The organism is Leisingera sp. S2M4 (assembly GCF_055398055.1).
The window spans coordinates 382,866-400,038 of sequence record NZ_AP040862.1; the positions used below are offsets into that span (position 1 = coordinate 382,866).

Sequence of the window (17,173 nt, forward strand, 5' to 3'; positions counted from 1 at the left end):
ATTTTTTGGCCTTTCGTGAAAAATGACATGAAAACGGCGTCCCAAACCTCGTTTGGGCGGCTGGATCAGTGTGCCCTGACAGTGGAATCTCATGACAAGTGGGAACTGCTGGCAGCCTTGACCGTTGCCGCCCCGGAATTTGACCTTGGCCATCGCACCCTCGGTGTGCTCAAGGCCTTGCTGACATTTCTGCCGAATCGCGAAATCACCCCGGAGCGTCACAGCGCGATCGTGTTCCCCTCGAACCGCAAGCTGTCAGAGCGGCTGAACGGCATGCCTGAAAGCACACTGCGGCGTCACCTGGCGCGCCTTGTGGAGATGGGCATCATCAGCCGTCACAGCAGCCCGAACCGCAAGCGTTACGCCCGCCACAGCAGCGGCAACTGCCAGCTGGCCTTCGGATTTGACCTGTCCCCCCTCGCCGTACACGCCACGCAGATCCATGACACCGCCCAGGCCATGCAATACCGCGCGGAACAGCTTGCGATCCTTCGTGACCGAGTGGCGGTTCTGCGCCAAAAGCTTCTGGATGTCGCGTCGGACGACGCTGCCGAGTTGCTGGAGGCCGTGCGCAAACTGCTGCGTCGCAAACCTTGTGAAAGCGCCCTAGCCCAAGCTGTGTCCGATCTCTCACAGGCCCTCGCGCACTACCAATCGGCAAACGAAGCGACCGCGAATGAATTTACTACAGGTCAGATGGGCGGCACAGACAGCCAAAATGAGCGGCACATACAAAAATCAATTAAATATGATTTTGACTCTGAAGACGCCTCCGAAAGCTGCAAAGCCACAACAAAGGCAATGCACCCATCCCCTCAGGCCTCAGAAGAATGGGACATTGAAACCAACTCCCCTGCCCTTGACCTTACAGCGCTGGTTCAAGCCTGTCCTGGCGTTCAGGATTTCTACCCTAATGAGCTTAGAAATTGGCAAGATGCCGACAGGATTGCTGAGAAGCTGACACCCATGATGGGAATTGATGGCCCAGTGCTACATGATGCGCGGGTTGCTATGGGGCGCAAACATGCCGCCACTGTCGTTCTTTGCATGTTGGAGAAGTTGGGGACCATTCGGAGCCCCGGTGCCTATTTGCGGCGCTTGGCCCAAAAGGCGCGTGAAGGTCAATTTTCCTCAGTGCCGATGCTGAAGTCTCTTCTCCATAACCAGAGACCGGCCGCAAATGTCAGCTGACAACTGAGTTGGTTGCCTGCCCCGGGAAGCGTTTACCTGATGGTTAGCTCATGCGCCGCTTTGCAAATTGTCAGCTGACAACTTCTGGGGGTCTGTCGTCGGCGCTTCTTGATCACACAGAAAAGAGAGACACGAAATAGCTCGTCGTAGTCATCTTCAGGCGGTTTAGGACGTCCTCTGAGAGCCAAAACTTGATGTCAGCGTGTCAAACTTCGACCACGACTTTTATGACTAGACATAACATCTTTTTTTCGTAGTTTAATGGGGAGCGTGTCAACAGGGGAGTCGCAGTGTCGTGACCAGCGAAAAAATGACGGATAGCTACGTTCTGACAGGGGCAAGGTTGGCAACGATGGTGGAACCGGCGCAAGGTGACGTCGCTCCTTATGGCCTCATCGAGGATGGTGCAGTTGCTGTTTCCCAAGGTCAGATTGCCTGGGTTGGACCTCGTTCGGAATTGTCAGCTGACAATTTTGACTGGCCGCAACGGGATCTCGGCGGACGGCTGGTAACGCCGGGTTTGATCGACTGCCACACGCATATCGTCTTTGGCGGCAACCGCGCGATGGAATTCGAAATGCGCCTGAACGGCGCGTCCTATGAAGAAGTCGCGAGGGCAGGGGGCGGCATCGTCTCGACCGTGACGGCAACCCGTACCGCATCACTGGAAGAGCTTATTTCCGATGCGCTGCCGCGGTTGGATGCGCTGATTGCTGAGGGTGCCACTGTCGTGGAAGTGAAATCCGGCTACGGGCTGGATCTTGAGACCGAGTTGAACATGCTGCGCGCCGCCCGCCGTTTGGGCCAATTGCGTCCGGTGACCATCAAGACAACCTTTCTTGGCGCCCATGCCACCCCGACGGAATTCAAGGGGCGGAACGACGAATACGTCGGCGAGGTCTGTATCCCTGCCCTCCGCGCAGCCCATGCCGAGGGTCTCATCGATGCGGTCGACGGTTTCTGCGAAAACATCGCCTTCGCCCCAGCGCAGATCGAACGGGTGTTCAAGGTGGCGCAGGAACTGGGGCTGCCGGTGAAACTGCATGCCGAACAGCTGAGTCATCAGGGTGGCACTGCGCTAGCGGCTCAGTATGGCGCATTGTCAGTCGATCACGTGGAATACGCCAACGAGGATGACGCCCGCGCGATGGCGGACAGCGGCTCGGTCGCGGTGATCCTTCCAGGGGCATTCTACACCATCCGCGAAACCCAGATGCCGCCGATCGAGCACTTCCGCAAGCACGGCGTGCCGATGGCGCTGGCTACCGATTGCAACCCTGGCTCTTCTCCGCTCACGTCCTTGCTGCTGACAATGAACATGGGCTGTACCCTGTTCCGCATGACACCGGAAGAAGCCCTGGCAGGTGTTACCCGCAACGCCGCCCGTGCGCTGGGACTGACGGACCGAGGCCAAATCAAGGCAGGTATGCGCGCGGATCTGGCGATCTGGGATGTCGCGACCCCGCCAGAGCTGGCTTACCGCATCGGCTTCAATCCGCTTCACACCCGTATTTATGAGGGCGTACAATGATCAACATGATCCCCGGAACGGTAACGCTTGCCACACTGCAAGACGTTTATCGCAACCTGACCCCGGCGCGGCTGGACGACAGCGCCCGTGCGCCGGTTGAGGCCGCGGCCAGAATGGTGGCCGAGGCTGCAGCGGGCGAGACCGCCGTCTACGGCATCAACACGGGCTTCGGCAAGCTGGCCTCGACCAAGATTGCGCCCGAAGACACGGCGACGCTGCAGCGCAATTTGATCCTGTCGCATTGCTGTGGGGTCGGGGAGCCGTTGTCAGAAGACAAGACGCGGCTGATGATGACCCTGAAACTCTTGTCCATGGGGCGCGGCGCATCCGGCGTACGCTGGCTGGTGATCGAGCAGATCGAGCAGATGCTGGAACGCGGCGTGGTGCCGGTGGTGCCGTCGCAGGGTTCGGTCGGGGCGTCGGGCGACCTGGCACCGTTGGCCCATATGGCGGCCGCGATGATCGGGGCAGGGGAGGCGACCTATGAGGGCGTCCGCATGCCCAGTGCGGAGGCGCTGAAGAAGGCCGGAATGCAACCAATCGAGCTGGGTCCGAAAGAGGGGCTGGGTCTTATCAACGGCACGCAGTTTTCCACGGCCTGTGCGTTGGCTGGGCTGTTTGATGCCTGGCGCATGGCTGAGGCCTCGATCGTGATTTCGGCGCTTAGCACGGATGCGATCATGGGCTCCACTGCGCCGTTGGTCGCTGATATTCACACGTTGCGCGGTCACGCCGGGCAGATCGATGTGGCGCGCGAGATGCGTGCCATCATGGCTGGATCGGAAATCCGGGAAAGCCATCGCGAAGGCGACAGCCGCGTGCAGGATCCCTATTGCATCCGTTGTCAACCGCAGGTTGTGGGTGCGGCGTTGGACGTGCTGCGGATGGCTGCCAAGACACTGGAGATCGAGGCAAATGCCGTCACCGACAATCCGCTGGTTCTGGTGGACGAGGGGCGCATCGTGTCGGGCGGCAACTTCCATGCGGAATACGTGGGCTTTGCGGCCGATCAGATCGCGTTGGCATTGGCCGAGATCGGCGCGATTGCGCAGCGCCGGGTGGCGCTGATGGTGGACCCGACGTTGAGCCATGACCTGCCGCCGTTCCTGACACCCAACCCGGGGCTGAACTCGGGCTTCATGATTGCCGAGGTGACCACCGCCGCGCTGATGAGCGAGAACAAGCATCTGGCCAATCCTTGCGTGACGGATTCCACTCCGACATCCGCCAACCAGGAGGACCACGTCTCGATGGCTGCTCATGGTGCGCTGCGGCTGGCCAAGATGACTGCCAACCTGTCGGTCATCCTCGGCGTTGAAATGCTGTGCGCCGCACAAGGTGTTGAGGCCCGCGCGCCGTTGCAGACCTCCGAGCGGTTGCAGGATGTCTTGGGGCTGCTGCGCGCCGACATTCCGCCGCTGGGGGATGACCGCTATCTGGCGCCGGATATCGAGGCCGCCAGCGCCATGGTCCGCGAGGGACGTGTTGCGGCAGCGGCTGGCGTGGAGGTTGCGGCATGATCGAAATTCGCAAAGGTAACTCGCCGCTGGTTTTGGGACTGCCCCACACCGGCACCGATGTGCCGCCAGAGGTTTGGGAGCGCCTGAATGAGACCGGCCGCGCTCTGGCGGACACTGACTGGCATATCCATGATCTTTACGATGGTTTGACGGACGACGTGACCACGGTGCGCACGCCCATCCATCGCTATGTGATCGACGTCAATCGAGACCCGGCCGGTGCCAGCCTGTATCCGGGACAGAACACCACGACGCTTGTGCCGCTCACCGATTTCGACGGGCTGCCGATCTGGCTTGATGGGCAGGAACCGGACGAGGCGGAGATCACCCGTCGCCGCGAGACCTATCACGCGCTTTATCACGCCGCGCTGGCGGCTGAGCTGGAGCGGGTAAAGGCAATCCACGGCTTTGCCATCCTGTACGATTGCCATTCGATCCGGGGTGACATTCCGTTCCTGTTCGAGGGGCGGCTGCCGGATTTCAGCATCGGCACCAACATGGGCGCGACCTGCGATCCCGCGATTGAGGCGATGACCGTGGCCCGCTGCGAAGCGGCAGAGGGCTATACCTCGGTGCTGAACGGCCGTTTCAAGGGCGGCTGGACCACGCGCCACTATGGCCGCCCGGCGGAGGGCCTGCACGCGATCCAGATGGAGCTGGCGCAGGCGACCTACTGCCAGGAAAGCCCGCCCTGGTCCTATCTTCCCGAGCGCGCAGACAAACTGCGCGCCCATCTCAACCAAATTCTGACTGATCTCAAAAACTGGAGGCCCGCAGCATGAGCGATCCCCGCAAAAACACCCGCGACATTTTCCCGCCTACCGGCCCTGAGCTGAACGCCAAGTCCTGGATGACCGAAGCGCCACTGCGGATGATGATGAACAACCTGCACCCGGATGTGGCGGAAAACCCGCATGAACTGGTGGTATACGGCGGCATCGGCCGCGCCGCGCGCACCTGGAAGGATTTCGACATGATCGTCGAAAGCCTGAAGAACCTGGAGGAAGACCAGACCCTGATGGTGCAGTCCGGCAAGCCCGTCGGCGTCTTCCAGACCCACAAGGACGCGCCCCGCGTGCTGATCGCCAACTCCAACCTTGTTCCGCATTGGGCCAACTGGGATCACTTCAACGAGCTCGATAAGAAGGGTCTGATGATGTACGGCCAGATGACCGCTGGCTCCTGGATCTACATCGGCACCCAAGGCATCGTGCAGGGCACCTATGAGACCTTTGCAGAGGCCGGCCGTCAGCATTACGGCGGCGATCTCAAAGGCAAATGGATCCTGACCGGTGGTCTGGGCGGCATGGGTGGGGCGCAGCCGCTGGCGGCTGTCTTTGCCGGTGCCTGCTGTCTGGCAGTCGAGTGCAACCCGGATTCCATCGATTTCCGCCTGCGCACCAAGTACCTCGATGAGAAGGCCGAAACCCTGGACGAAGCGCTGGAGATGATCGAGCGCTGGACCAAGGCGGGCGAGGCGAAATCCGTCGGTCTTCTGGGCAACGCGGCAGATGTCTTTGCCGAGCTGGTGGAGCGCGCCAAGGCGGGCGGCATCCGGCCTGATATCGTGACGGACCAGACCTCGGCCCATGACCCGGTGAACGGATATCTGCCGCAGGGCTGGACCATGGCCGAGTGGAAGGAAAAGCGCGAGACCGACAAGAAAGCGGTCGAGAAGGCCGCGCGTGCCTCGATGAAGGTGCAGGTCAAGGCGATGTGCGACTTCCACGCGATGGGAATTCCCACCGTCGATTACGGCAACAACATCCGCCAGATGGCGCTGGAGGAGGGGCTGGAAAACGCCTTCGACTTCCCCGGCTTTGTGCCCGCCTACATCCGCCCGCTGTTCTGCCGCGGCATCGGCCCGTTCCGCTGGGCGGCTCTGTCGGGTGATCCGGAGGACATCAAGAAGACCGACGCCAAGATGAAGGAGCTGTTCCCCGAAAACGAGGGGCTGCACCGCTGGCTGGACATGGCGCAGGAGCGGATTGCCTTCCAGGGCCTGCCGGCGCGGATCTGCTGGATCGGTCTGGGCGACCGCCACAAGGCTGGTCTGGCCTTCAACGAGATGGTCAAGAATGGCGAGCTGAAGGCGCCGGTTGTGATCGGCCGCGACCATCTGGACTCGGGTTCGGTGGCGTCGCCGAACCGCGAGACCGAAGCAATGATGGACGGCTCGGATGCCGTGTCCGACTGGCCGCTGCTGAACGCGCTCTTGAACACCGCGTCCGGCGCCACCTGGGTGTCGTTGCATCATGGCGGCGGTGTTGGCATGGGCTTCTCGCAGCACTCCGGTGTGGTGATCTGCTGTGACGGTTCTGATGATGCCGCACGCCGTATCGAGCGTGTGCTGTGGAATGACCCGGCAACGGGGGTGATGCGGCACGCCGATGCGGGCTATGACATCGCCAAGGATTGCGCGCGCGAGCATGGGCTGAACCTGCCTGCCATCCTCGACTGACGCTAAAAAAGAAAAGGCTGAAGCCCGAACCGGGCTTCAGCCTCGCTGGTCGTGATTGGCCAGCGCGTGTTCCGTTGAGGTTCAGGTGCGCGCAGCCTCAAAGGCCTGCCAGGCACGCTCAAAGGCATCAAAATCGAAACCGGGTTGGCGGGCTGGCTCCAACACCAGTTTTTCGGTCTCCAGAAGTTTCTGAATCGCCTGTTCGAGGTCTGGCACCACCTCGGGCGGGATCACCAATGCGCCATGGCGGTCGGCATGCACCAGATCGCCGTCATGGATGGTCAGTCCAAAAATGGAAACAGAGGTTGCGACCTCGCGCACGTGCACGAAACCGTGGCTGGGGCCGATGGACCCGGCCACGACCGGGAAGTCCTCGGGCAGGTCGCCAAGATCGCGCATCACGCCGTTGGTCAGGGCGCCGCTGATGCCAAAGCCCTTGTGGACGGTGGTGTTGATCTCCCCCCAGTACGCGCCGATGCACTCGGGGTAATCCAGATCCTCGACCACGGTGACGGCAGGGCCGGAGGCCGTGGCCATGTGCCGGTAGTATTCCATCCGGCGCTTGCGGATCACCTCCGGCGGTTCCTCCGGAGGGTTCACGGCGGCAATCTTGGCGGTGCGCGCGTAGCCGACCATCGCCCCGGCATCCGGGTCGGAACACAGCATGGTGCCGCGGGTGAAGGCATCGAAGCCGCGCTTGCCCTGCGCCACCTCGATGGCGTTGCAGACGGTCGGTGTGTCGACGGATTTCAGCAGTTTCAGAAGCGAAGCGTCCATCAGGCCTCCAGCCAGCGCGCCAGCGCTGCATTGGTGTGTTCGGGCTGTTCGAGCGTGGTCAGATGACCCGCGCCCTCGATGATTTCCAGTGTCGCGCCGGGGATCAGCCCGGCCATCAGCTCATGCCGTTCCAAGGGGCACAGCTGGTCGTCACGGCCGCACAGCACCAGGGCAGGCAGATCGGCCGAGGCGAGCGTTTCGGTCTGGTCGGGCCGGGCCATAAGCGCTTCGGACTGGTCCAGAAACACATCCGGCCCAAGCGCCAGCGCCATGTCCAGGCAGAGGTCCAGAACCTCCGGCAGCTCATGTGACGGCGACAGGTAGTTGGGCATGACCTGCTGCTGCATCACCGAAGCCAGCCCGCCCGCGCGCACCTCTGCCATCTGCGGCTGGCGGCGTTCCTTGACCTCATCCTTCTCGGCCAGCGGGTTGGTGTCCAGAAGCGCAAGATGGCTGACCCGGTCAGGTGCCTGGCGCAGAATTTCCATTGCGACGATGCCGCCCATCGACAGGCCGCACAGGGCAAAACGCGGCGGCGCAGTGTCGAGAATGGCGCGCGCCTTGTCGCTGATGCTGCCGGGCTGCGTCAAAGTCGCGAGATGCAGCTCGTGATGAGCGGAAAACGCTGCGATCTGCGGGGTGAAAAGCCGGGCGTCACACATCATGCCCGGAACCAGAACAAGCGAGGTCATCCGGTCTCCTCCGAAGGGGCGGTGGTGCGGGGCAGCCCGAAGGCCACCCCGCGCGAGGTCAGCCTTGCCAGGTGGCGCCGGCCGGATCGTCGGTTGCGACCACGCGGTAGAGGCTGGCTTCGCCGGTCATCGACGGTTCGAGCTGATAGCTCTCGCCGGGCAGCAGCAGCGCGGTGTCGCCGGGGTTGAGGATGGTGTCGAGCCCCTCGGTGCGCAGCTGCCAGTGGCCGCGCACCGGCATCAGCACATTGGGCTTTTCGCAGGCCACCGGGGTGCCATCCAGCGACCCGCGGGTCAGGAATTCGACCTCGAAGCCCGGACGGTCCTTCAGCAGCCCGTCCGCGCCGATCACCTTGGCGGGCTTTTTGGCTGCCAGCGCCATCAGGTCCCAGTAGCGCGCCACGTAGTCGCGCACCACGTTCTCCACCGGCACCTCCGGGTAGGCCTTCAGCTGTTCCTCGGTCAGCAGCGGCATCGGCTTGATGCCATCAGGCAGGTTCTGCCCCTTCTTGCTGTCGTAGAGCACGCCGTTTTCGCCCAGCACCAGCCCATGAGCGCTGGCTTCCTCGATCACCTGGGGAGCCCAGGTCACACCGCCGCCGGCATCGTCGCCGCCGAGGATTGCCATGATCATCCCGTAATCGGTGCCAACGTTTTCAAAGCCGCGGAAGATGCCGGTGGGGATGTTGAAGATGTCGCCTTCCTCGGCGATGAATTCGCCTGCGTCACCATGGCGGCCCCAGAAGAAGCGCCAGCGCCCCTTCAGCACGAAGAAGACCTCGGCCGTGGTGTGGCTGTGCAGCGAGTTGCGGCATTTCGGCGGCTGGCCGGCCGCGCCAATGTTGAATCCGATCTGGTCGGTGATGTGGACGTGCTGATCGGGGCTTTCGCTGACGCCGCCGCCGATGATGGTGAAGTTTTCCTTCTGATCGGAGCCCGGCGTGTGGGCGTCGATGAAGGCGGTTTTGCAGGGCTTCAGCTCGCCGTAGCGGACGATGCGGTCCTGAAGTGTGGTCATGTCTGGTATCCTCTTGAAATCCGGGTTGAGTGCAGCGGGTTCAGACCGCACGCCCGGGCGGGCGGTTGTTCAGCCGCCGGGCGCGCAGGCTGGCGCGGTGGGTGTGAAACCGCCGCGCCGCCTCGCTGGCGTCCAGAGGAGAGGCACCGGGCCTCATTCAGAGATCGCCCGTCTGCAGCAGGATCTGTTTCCAGACCGAGGTTTCGTCGAACAGCGTGTACTCGCGGCGCAGGCCCCAGGGGCCGAACTCGGCATGGCTGGCGCCCAGCACAAACACCTCGGCGCCGGTCGGCTTGCCAAAGGCGCCCCAGCCGTCGTGCTTGCCATGCAATGTCCAGCGCAGCGCGGCGCGCGGCGGCATCATCGGGTCGTCGCGGCCGATCTGGTGGTGGATCTTGAACTCGGCGTTCGGGAAAGCGGCGCGCAGCCCCATCCAGAAGCGGTCCACCGGGCCAAAGCTGTGGCCGGTGCTGCCGCCGGGATATTCCGACTGTACCGCGCGGTCGTATTCGCTTTCGATTACGCGCATGTCGGCATTCATGATCCGGGTCAGGATATCGGCGTATTTCTGACCCCATTCGTTGTCATTGCCATGGCCCTTGTAGGGGCCGGGCTGATCATTGGCCGGGGTGTAGGGCTGCACGCAGTTGTCCGGCCCGCCCTCGCGCGCGATCAGGTCGCGGGCGTAGTCCTTGGGGTCCCAGCCCATCTGCCGCACGATGGCGCCCTGGTCGCGGATCAGCCATTCATCGTTGATCTGATTGTTGATCGCATGGCAGTCGGCAATGATCCTGTAGGTGAGCTTTTTGCCGGTGGCCTTGCCATAGACACCATCACCCAGGTGGGTCGCGGTGGAGAGCAGGCGGTGCGAGGACAGCATGCCCTCTTCGGGTGTGCCGGACCAGATCACGTCCTCGCCCAGAAGGGTACGGTCGGGGAACTCGGCCAGCGTCGCCATGGTGGCGGCGATCACGCCCTGGTTGCCGACCACCACCGAGGCAGGCGAGCGTACAACGATGTCCGGCGCGTAGTAGTCGTGCAGCGTGGCGATGCCGCGGTCTTCCCAGATCTCTTTGGTAATGCCAATGATGTAATCGGGGAAATCCTTGAACTTGGGGTCAAATCCCTTCATGTCTTCCATCCTTCAGGTATGCGGGCGGAGCCGCGAACAATAAGTGGGCCGTCGATCTCGACCCGGCGCGGGCGCACTTCGGCGTCCTCGATCTTGGCCAGGATGATGTCGACGGTTTCGGCCACCATGCGGTTGGCGGGCTGCCGCACGGTGGTGAGGTTGTAGGTGGGCCAGGCGGCGACGGTCACATCGTCGTAGCCGATGACCGAGACGTCCTCGGGCACTCGCAGGCCCAGTTCAAAACGCAGCGTGTCCATCACCGTGATCGCCATGTGGTCGTTGGCGACGAACACCGCATCGGGCGGATCCTGCGCGAACATGCGGCGGGTGGCTTTCTGTGTCTCTTCGGTGACGAAGTTGCCGACCTCGCGGGCGTGCAGCGGCATGCCCGCGGCTTGCAGGGCGGCAAGAAACCCCGCCTCGCGGTCACGCTGGGTCGACGCGCCTTCCCAACCGGCGATATAACCGATTTTCTTGTGGCCGCCTGCCAGAAGGAATTCCGCCGCCTTGCGGCCGCCCGCGATATTGTCGGAGGTCACCGCCGACATCGAGGGATCGTCCTGAGCCCGGTTGAACAGCACCATCGGCACGCCCGCCGCCTGGCAGCGGGCGGAGAGATCCGAGGACAGCGCAACCGAGGCGGCGATGATACCGTCGACCTGGAAATCCAGGATTTCGTCAACCACCGTGTCGATGTTGCCCGCAGAGTGGGAGGCGAGGAAGACGAGCACGTGATAGCCGCGCTCCTGCAAGGCATTGGTCAGTTTTTCCAGCGCTTCGGGGTAGTACTGGTTGTTGAGATAGGCCACCACCAGCCCGATGATGCCACTTTTGCCGGAGACCATGGCGCGGGCCAGAACATTGGGCCGGTAGCCCAGTTGCTCGGCTGCCTTGCGGACCTTTTCGATGGTCTTCTTGGAAGCCGAGGCACCGGGGGTGAACACCCGGCTGACCGCGGATTGGCTGACACCCGCAAGGCGGGCAACGTCCAGTGAGGTGACCTTGCTCGTTGCCATCAGTCTGCCGTCCAACCTCCGTCGACCATCAGCGCCGTGCCAGTGACGAGGCTGGCGGCATCCGACGCGAGGTAGACCACCGCGCCCATGATGTCCTCGACCTCGCCCGGGCGGCCCAGCTTGATCTTGTCCAGCACCCAGGCGCGTTTTTCCGGATCGTCAAACGTCGGCCGGGTGAGATCGGTGAGGATGAAGGTCGGGCAGACCGTGTTGACGCGGATCTTCGCGGGTCCGAATTCCAGCGCCATTGCCTTGGTGAAGCCTTCGACCGCGAATTTCGATGCGCAATAGACGGCGCGCTCGCGCCCGCCGACGTGGCCCATCTGGCTGGAGATGTTGATGAGCGAACCGGGACGGCCCGCTGCGATCAGCCCCTTGGCCACGGCCTGTGTCAGGAAGTAGGCGCCGCGGACGTTGACGCCCATCACCGCGTCGAAATCCTCCGGCGCGGTCTCCACGGCCTTGCCGTGGCGGGCAAGGCCGGCGGAGTTCACTAGGATGTCAAAGGGGTCATTTTCGGCGACAGCTTCTGCCGTTGCCTCGACATCCGCGACATCCAGCTGCAGTACGCGTGCTTTCCAGCCGCGTGCGGTCATTTCTGCCGCGATGTCTTGCAGCGCCTCCGTTCGACGCGCTGCAAGGGTGACCTCAGCACCGTGTTCAGCCAATGCAACGGCGCAGGCCATTCCGATCCCCGACGAGGCGCCGGCGATCAGGGCATTCTTGCCTTCAAGGCTGAAACTGGGAGTGCTGGGGAAGGTGGACATGTCAAACCTCGCTGACAGGGAAGGGGATCTCGCCAGCCACGCGGGCCTTGTTGAACTCGCGCAGGCGGGCGAAGACATCTACGCCCAACTGGCGGTAGGCGTCCAGAATGTCCACCGTGACCCAGTTTTCGCGGATCTTGCCATTCTCCAGTCGCCAGAAGTCCAGCGAGCGCATGGTGATGCGTTTGCCCGACGGTGCAATACCCATCCAGCCGTCATGGGTGACGGTCTGGATCATGTTGGGCCAGCCGGTCACGGCCGCATATTCGCCATCGCCAAAGAAGTGGTAGGTGATTTCGTCCAGATATTGGCCGCGGTCGGGCATGCCGTTCAGGAACGGGATCTGGTGCCAGTTGCGGAAGCCCGCGATGCCACGGCCGGTGCCGATGCCTGCAGGACCGTACCAGTTCATCCGTTCGTGCCAGAACTTCGGCATCTCCATCACCTCCGGGCCACCCTGGCTCGGGTGTTTCTTCAGGTGATTGAGCATCTCGACGATATGCGCGCAGGAGGCCTGGGATTTCTTCTCGTCCCAGGGGCCCGGCACGATGCCGTCATGCGTGGCCGGGCCGGGGATGCAGAACTCGAGGCCGAGTGAGGGCGCCATCGGCCAGGCATTCGCCTGCATCATCACCTCGGGGATGTCCCAGATGGTCTGGATCTCCACCACGCGGCCTTCCTCGAACCGGTAGAACTCGTGGAACCGCATGTGGGTCAGGTGCCCGGTCGGCGGGATGTCCAGCCACGGCCGCACGAAGGTGCCGTAGTAGTGGCCGCCGCAGCCGATCCAGTCGCCGCCATGCTCGGTGCGCCCGCCCATGACGATCCAGTCGCGGCGCTCGAGGTCCGGCATGGACTGCAGGAGCGGCGCATAGCAGGTGTCATACAGTTCTGCCGGGCCGGTCAGGTCGCCGAAGGGGTGGCACATATGCACCACTGCGTCGGGCGCGATCAGCTCTTCCAGCGCGGCGCGCACGCCTTTCTCGCTGAAGTCGCGCATCGCCTCGCGCATCGGCGCGATCAGGGCCTTGTTCCGGGTGTGGACGTCGGTCGTCATTCTGCTGCCTCTCCGTAAGCCACGTTCTTGCCGCCATAACGGCGGACACGGATATTGCATTGTTCGGCATGGCCAACGAAGCCTTCCAGAATGCACAGCCGCGAGCCGTATTCGCCGATCATGGTCGCGGCCTCGTCCGTGGTGACTTTTTGATAGCTGTGGGTTTTCAGGAACTTGCCCACCCAGAGACCGCCGGTGTAGCGACCTGCCTTCTTGGTCGGCAGGGTGTGGTTGGTGCCGATCACCTTGTCCCCATTGGCGACGTTGGTGCGGGGGCCGAGGAACAGCGCGCCGTAGCAGGTCATGTGTTCAAGGAACCAGTCGTCGCGGTCGGTCATCACCTGCACGTGCTCGGAGGCGATGTCATCGGCGACCTTCAGCATCTCGTCGTAGGTGTCGCAGACGATCACCTCGCCGTATTCCTCCCAGGACACCTTGGCGGTGCCGGCGGTCGGCAGGATACCCAACAGGCGGTCGATCTCGCTCAGCGTTTCCTTGGCCAGTTTGCGGGAGTTCGTGAGCAGCACGCAGGGGGAGTTGTAGCCGTGCTCGGCCTGGCCCAGGAGGTCGGTGGCGCAGAGTTCCGCATCCGCGGCGGTCTCGTCCGCGATCACCATGGTCTCGGTCGGGCCTGCAAAAAGGTCGATACCGACGCGGCCGAAGAGTTGGCGCTTGGCCTCCGCCACGAAGGCGTTACCGGGGCCGACCAGCATGTGGACGGGGTCGATGGTCTCGGTGCCGATGGCCATGGCGCCGATCGCCTGGATGCCGCCCATCACGTAGATCTCATGCGCGCCACCGAGGTGCATCGCGGCAATCACCGCGGCATTGGGCTTGCCGTTGAAAGGCGGGGTGCAGGCGATGATGCGCGGCACGCCCGCGACCGATGCCGTGGCCACCGACATATGCGCCGAAGCCACCATCGGGAACTTGCCGCCGGGCACGTAGCAGCCGACCGACTGCACGGGGATGTTCTTGTGGCCGAGGATCACGCCGGGCAGGGTCTCCACCTCGATGTCCAGCATCGAGTCGCGCTGCGCCTGGGCGAAGTTCATCACCTGCTCTTGCGCAAACTTGATGTCGGCCAGCTCGCGGTCGCTGAGCGAGGCGATCAGCTCGTCGATCTCCTGCTGGCTGAGGCGGAAGCTTTCCGGGCTGTAGTTGTCGAACTTCTCGCTCAGCTCGCGCACGGCGGCGTCGCCGCGGGTTTCGATGTCCTTCAGCGTGGCTTCCACCACAGCACGGGTCTTGGCGTCGTCTTCGGCACGGTCCGCGTCAGACTTGCCGCGTTTCAGGTATTCGATGGTCATCCTGTCGTCCTTAGTTTGCGGGGCGCGGAGGCGTTTTTTCCCCGCGGTCAAATGCTTCCCAGCCTTCGCCGTTGAACAGGTCAACGCCGAGCTGTGCGGCGACATGGGCGAAATCGACGTTCACCCAGTTGTCCACGATCTTGCCGTCGACGACTTTCCAGAAGTCCATGTAGCGGATCTCGACCCGCTTGCCGGTGGGTTCGATGCCGAGGAAAGTGCCGGAATGGGTGGCTTCCTGGCGGCCGAAGGCGGCAGCCCATTCGCCCATGTAGAGGCGGGCCTCGTCGATGCAGACCTTGTCGGAGAAGGCGGCCTGGAAGGGGCGCTGCCAGTTGTCCTGGAATTCCTTCAGCCCGTTCTTGGTGCCGCAGCCCTGGTTGCCCATCCAGCGGAAGCCTTCGGCAAAGAACTCGCCGATGTCGCTGATCCGGTGGTCGTTCAGCCCGTCCACCATGTTCTCGATCACGCGGCGGGTTTCTTCGGTCTTGCTCAGGTCCGTGTCTTTGGTCAGCACGGCTTGTTCGGGGCGGGAGCCTTTCATGCTCTATTCCTTCAATTTGTTGCCAAGGGATGATGTGGTCAGACGGGGAGGAGACGACCGTCCGTCAAAAAATCCCTTGGCATCCGGTTGAGCGCCGGGTGGCGCCCAACGGCGTTATGTCTTGCGGCGCTGCTCATCAGCCCTTCACCGCGCCGGCGGTGAGGCCGCTGACGATCTGGCGCTGGAAGAACAGGATCAGCACGAACAGCGGGGCAGTGGCGGAGACCACGGCGGCGACGGCGTACATCACCTTGCCTTCGACCTGGGTGGTGCCGAGGAAGCTGTTGATCGCGGGAATGATGGTCTCATTCTCGGAGCTCAGGAGCATCGCGGTCACCGCAAAGTCGTTGTAGGCCAGAAGGAAGCTGAACAGGCCGGTGGTGATGACGCCGGGCCACATCACCGGGATGATCACGTGGCGAAAGGCCTGGAAGCGGGTGCAGCCGTCGACCATGGCGCTTTCGTCCATGTCCTTGGGGATGTTGAGGAAGAAGGAGTGCAGCATCCACAGGGTGAAGGGCTGGTTGATCGCCACAAGCACGATGATGGTGGTCGGCAGGATGCCCCAGATGTTCCATTCAAAGAACGGCAGCAGGTAGCCCGAGACCAGGGTGATATGCGGCATGGCGCGGAACACCAGCGCGGCCATCAGGAGCCAGAAGGCATAGCGGCGTCCCGAACGAGCGAGCGCGTAGCCGCCAAGCGTGCCGAAGGTGAGCGAGATCACCACGGTGAAGAACACCACGATGCCGGAGTTGATGACATTGCGCCAGAATTCCTCTTCCACCCAGGCGCCGCGGTAGCCATCGAGCGTGAAGGCGCTGCCGGTCTGCTGGATCGTGTTGACCCCGTAGATGGCGTTCTGCCAGTCGGTCTTGGAGAAGAAGTCCGACTGCACCTTGAAGCTTCCCCAGAAGGTCCAGAAGAAAGGGAAGGCGGCGATGATCAGCCACAGCGCCACCAGCGCCAGGGAAACCACCGTGAGCAGCGAGACGCGGGAGCGGGACTTGGGGTTCACTGCCGGGACTGCGATGGAGGATTGTGCCTTGGTTGCCATGTTCGTGCCCTCAGTGTGCTTTGCGGGAGAAGTCGCGCCAGGTGCGGATCAGCACCGGGGTCAGCAGGATCACCACGCCGATGATGGTCATCATCGAGGTTGCCCCGGCCGAGCCGTAGAGCGGATTGCCGCTTTCGCGCAGGTCGTTGTAGATGATCCAGCTGAGCGAGGTTGCGTGCGCCTCGGCCTTGAAGCTGACGATCGGCTCAAAAACGCGGAAGTTGTCCATCAGCAGCATCAGCGTCACGAAGGCCATCAGCGGCGACAGGTGCGGTACGATCACGTGGATCATGCGCTGCCATTTGGAGGCGCCGTCGATCATCGCCGCTTCCATGGTGTCCTCGGGCACGGTCTGCAGCCCGGCGTAGAAGGTGATGAAGCTGAACGGCAGGGTGTGCCAGATGCCGTAGACGATCAGCATGGTCCAGGTCAGCGTGGTGGAGGCCTTGAGGCTGAGCGACGGGTCGTTGAACACCCGTTGGATGGTGGCACCGATCACGCCGTCGCTGTCGACCATCCAGAACAGGATCAGCGAGCCGACCAGCGGGGTCACCAGGAACGGCAGCAGCGAGATGAAGATCGACGGCCCTTTGAGCATGCGGGGCAGGTTGTTCACCCCCACTGCAATCGCGAGGCCAAGGGCGATCACCACCGGCGTGACGACGGCCGTATAGGTCAGCGTAAAGATCAGCGCGCGGTAGAAGGGCAGGTTGGAAACCTGTTTCCAGAAGGCGCCGAAGGTTTCGGTTGTCCGCCAGGCTTCGCCAACCTCGGCAAAGGCCAGATGCGAGCGGTTGATGTAGGTGCCGAGCCCGTTGAACTGGCCCAGCGGCTGTTCCTGCCGCAGTTTCTCGGTGGCTGCGACGTCCACTGTGGTGGTGGGAGAGCAGCCGAACGGGCCGCAGCTCTCGGAGACCACCAGGACCTGTTCGTGCTCGACGAACAAGGACTGGATGAAAACCGAGACGATGGGCAGTGCGATGAAGAGGATCATCGCGGATAGCGTCGGCAGGATGAACCAGAAAAAGGTGCGGTGCTTCATGGCGTGCGTCTCAGTCTTCTGTCCGGAAAAGGTGAGGGGGCCGGAGCCCCCTCCAGTCGGG

The 17,173-nt window shown here is 62.9% G+C and carries 16 protein-coding genes; 5 read left to right on the forward strand and 11 right to left on the reverse strand.

Features of this window, described 5'->3' with window-relative positions:
• Window positions 1-27: 27 nt before the first annotated feature.
• The 5 genes from repC (at window position 28) to hutU (ending at window position 6,703) form a co-directional block, all read left to right on the forward strand.
• Entirely contained in the window at window positions 28-1,191 is a 1,164-nt protein-coding gene (gene repC, locus ACZ52D_RS18065) for a plasmid replication protein RepC (RefSeq protein ID WP_464443225.1), read from the forward strand.
• Between the two features lie 310 nt (window positions 1,192-1,501).
• Window positions 1,502-2,722, forward strand: a complete 1,221-nt coding sequence (gene hutI, locus ACZ52D_RS18070; RefSeq protein ID WP_464443591.1) for an imidazolonepropionase — start codon at window positions 1,502-1,504, stop codon at window positions 2,720-2,722.
• Window positions 2,719-4,242, forward strand: a complete 1,524-nt coding sequence (gene hutH, locus ACZ52D_RS18075; RefSeq protein ID WP_464443226.1) for a histidine ammonia-lyase — start codon at window positions 2,719-2,721, stop codon at window positions 4,240-4,242. The genes hutI and hutH overlap by 4 nt, the downstream gene beginning before the upstream one ends.
• Window positions 4,239-5,024, forward strand: coding sequence for an N-formylglutamate deformylase (gene hutG / locus ACZ52D_RS18080; protein WP_464443227.1), 786 nt, complete (start codon window positions 4,239-4,241; stop codon window positions 5,022-5,024). The genes hutH and hutG overlap by 4 nt, the downstream gene beginning before the upstream one ends.
• The gene (gene hutU / locus ACZ52D_RS18085; RefSeq protein ID WP_464443228.1) at window positions 5,021-6,703 is read left to right on the forward strand and encodes a urocanate hydratase; all 1,683 of its coding nucleotides are present in this window, start codon (window positions 5,021-5,023) and stop codon (window positions 6,701-6,703) included. The genes hutG and hutU overlap by 4 nt, the downstream gene beginning before the upstream one ends.
• An 81-nt stretch (window positions 6,704-6,784) precedes the next feature.
• Here the strand turns inward: hutU and ACZ52D_RS18090 are convergent, their stop codons facing one another.
• The 11 genes from ACZ52D_RS18090 to ACZ52D_RS18140 form a co-directional block, all read right to left on the reverse strand.
• A complete protein-coding gene (locus tag ACZ52D_RS18090; RefSeq protein ID WP_464443229.1) occupies window positions 6,785-7,480 on the reverse strand; it encodes an RraA family protein in 696 nt (231 codons plus the stop codon).
• Complete coding sequence (locus ACZ52D_RS18095) at window positions 7,480-8,172, reverse strand: alpha/beta fold hydrolase (protein ID WP_464443230.1); 693 nt, start codon at window positions 8,170-8,172, stop codon at window positions 7,480-7,482. Before ACZ52D_RS18095 ends, ACZ52D_RS18090 begins: the two co-directional genes overlap by 1 nt.
• Before the next feature lie 58 nt (window positions 8,173-8,230).
• Complete coding sequence (locus tag ACZ52D_RS18100; protein ID WP_464443231.1) at window positions 8,231-9,190, reverse strand: cupin domain-containing protein; 960 nt, start codon at window positions 9,188-9,190, stop codon at window positions 8,231-8,233.
• Between the two features lie 157 nt (window positions 9,191-9,347).
• On the reverse strand, window positions 9,348-10,322 hold the full coding sequence (locus tag ACZ52D_RS18105; protein WP_464443233.1) for a nuclear transport factor 2 family protein: 975 nt from the start codon (window positions 10,320-10,322) through the stop codon (window positions 9,348-9,350).
• Window positions 10,319-11,338 (reverse strand): LacI family DNA-binding transcriptional regulator, encoded by a 1,020-nt coding sequence (locus ACZ52D_RS18110; RefSeq protein ID WP_464443234.1) that lies wholly within the window; start codon window positions 11,336-11,338, stop codon window positions 10,319-10,321. Before ACZ52D_RS18110 ends, ACZ52D_RS18105 begins: the two co-directional genes overlap by 4 nt.
• Window positions 11,338-12,105 carry an SDR family NAD(P)-dependent oxidoreductase gene (locus ACZ52D_RS18115; protein ID WP_464443235.1) on the reverse strand — a complete coding sequence of 256 codons (768 nt, stop codon included), beginning with the start codon at window positions 12,103-12,105 and terminating at the stop codon, window positions 11,338-11,340. The genes ACZ52D_RS18110 and ACZ52D_RS18115 overlap by 1 nt, the downstream gene beginning before the upstream one ends.
• Window position 12,106: 1 nt before the next feature.
• Window positions 12,107-13,162: an ester cyclase gene (locus ACZ52D_RS18120; RefSeq protein ID WP_464443236.1), complete on the reverse strand. Its 1,056-nt coding sequence runs from the start codon at window positions 13,160-13,162 to the stop codon at window positions 12,107-12,109.
• Entirely contained in the window at window positions 13,159-14,472 is a 1,314-nt protein-coding gene (gene hisD / locus ACZ52D_RS18125; RefSeq protein WP_464443237.1) for a histidinol dehydrogenase, read from the reverse strand. The genes ACZ52D_RS18120 and hisD overlap by 4 nt, the downstream gene beginning before the upstream one ends.
• Before the next feature lie 10 nt (window positions 14,473-14,482).
• Window positions 14,483-15,013, reverse strand: coding sequence for an ester cyclase (locus tag ACZ52D_RS18130; protein WP_464443238.1), 531 nt, complete (start codon window positions 15,011-15,013; stop codon window positions 14,483-14,485).
• A gap of 136 nt (window positions 15,014-15,149) precedes the next feature.
• Window positions 15,150-16,070, reverse strand: a complete 921-nt coding sequence (locus tag ACZ52D_RS18135) for a carbohydrate ABC transporter permease (RefSeq protein ID WP_222455446.1) — start codon at window positions 16,068-16,070, stop codon at window positions 15,150-15,152.
• Between the two features lie 10 nt (window positions 16,071-16,080).
• Window positions 16,081-17,112 (reverse strand): carbohydrate ABC transporter permease, encoded by a 1,032-nt coding sequence (locus ACZ52D_RS18140; RefSeq protein WP_369925613.1) that lies wholly within the window; start codon window positions 17,110-17,112, stop codon window positions 16,081-16,083.
• Window positions 17,113-17,173: the final 61 nt, after the last annotated feature.

What these genes read in the sequence shown, in the direction of transcription:
- ACZ52D_RS18095 (WP_464443230.1), bottom strand. Translation starts at nt 8,172, where the DNA reads ATGACCTCGCTTGTTCTGGTTCCGGGCATGATGTGTGACGCCCGGCTT.
- ACZ52D_RS18120 (WP_464443236.1), bottom strand. Translation starts at nt 13,162, where the DNA reads ATGACGACCGACGTCCACACCCGGAACAAGGCCCTGATCGCGCCGATG.
- repC (WP_464443225.1), top strand. Translation starts at nt 28, where the DNA reads ATGAAAACGGCGTCCCAAACCTCGTTTGGGCGGCTGGATCAGTGTGCC.
- ACZ52D_RS18090 (WP_464443229.1), bottom strand. Translation starts at nt 7,480, where the DNA reads ATGGACGCTTCGCTTCTGAAACTGCTGAAATCCGTCGACACACCGACC.
- ACZ52D_RS18100 (WP_464443231.1), bottom strand. Translation starts at nt 9,190, where the DNA reads ATGACCACACTTCAGGACCGCATCGTCCGCTACGGCGAGCTGAAGCCC.
- ACZ52D_RS18130 (WP_464443238.1), bottom strand. Translation starts at nt 15,013, where the DNA reads ATGAAAGGCTCCCGCCCCGAACAAGCCGTGCTGACCAAAGACACGGAC.
- hisD (WP_464443237.1), bottom strand. Translation starts at nt 14,472, where the DNA reads ATGACCATCGAATACCTGAAACGCGGCAAGTCTGACGCGGACCGTGCC.
- ACZ52D_RS18105 (WP_464443233.1), bottom strand. Translation starts at nt 10,322, where the DNA reads ATGAAGGGATTTGACCCCAAGTTCAAGGATTTCCCCGATTACATCATT.
- ACZ52D_RS18110 (WP_464443234.1), bottom strand. Translation starts at nt 11,338, where the DNA reads ATGGCAACGAGCAAGGTCACCTCACTGGACGTTGCCCGCCTTGCGGGT.
- hutG (WP_464443227.1), top strand. Translation starts at nt 4,239, where the DNA reads ATGATCGAAATTCGCAAAGGTAACTCGCCGCTGGTTTTGGGACTGCCC.
- ACZ52D_RS18140 (WP_369925613.1), bottom strand. Translation starts at nt 17,112, where the DNA reads ATGAAGCACCGCACCTTTTTCTGGTTCATCCTGCCGACGCTATCCGCG.
- hutH (WP_464443226.1), top strand. Translation starts at nt 2,719, where the DNA reads ATGATCAACATGATCCCCGGAACGGTAACGCTTGCCACACTGCAAGAC.
- ACZ52D_RS18115 (WP_464443235.1), bottom strand. Translation starts at nt 12,105, where the DNA reads ATGTCCACCTTCCCCAGCACTCCCAGTTTCAGCCTTGAAGGCAAGAAT.
- hutI (WP_464443591.1), top strand. Translation starts at nt 1,502, where the DNA reads ATGACGGATAGCTACGTTCTGACAGGGGCAAGGTTGGCAACGATGGTG.
- ACZ52D_RS18135 (WP_222455446.1), bottom strand. Translation starts at nt 16,070, where the DNA reads ATGGCAACCAAGGCACAATCCTCCATCGCAGTCCCGGCAGTGAACCCC.
- hutU (WP_464443228.1), top strand. Translation starts at nt 5,021, where the DNA reads ATGAGCGATCCCCGCAAAAACACCCGCGACATTTTCCCGCCTACCGGC.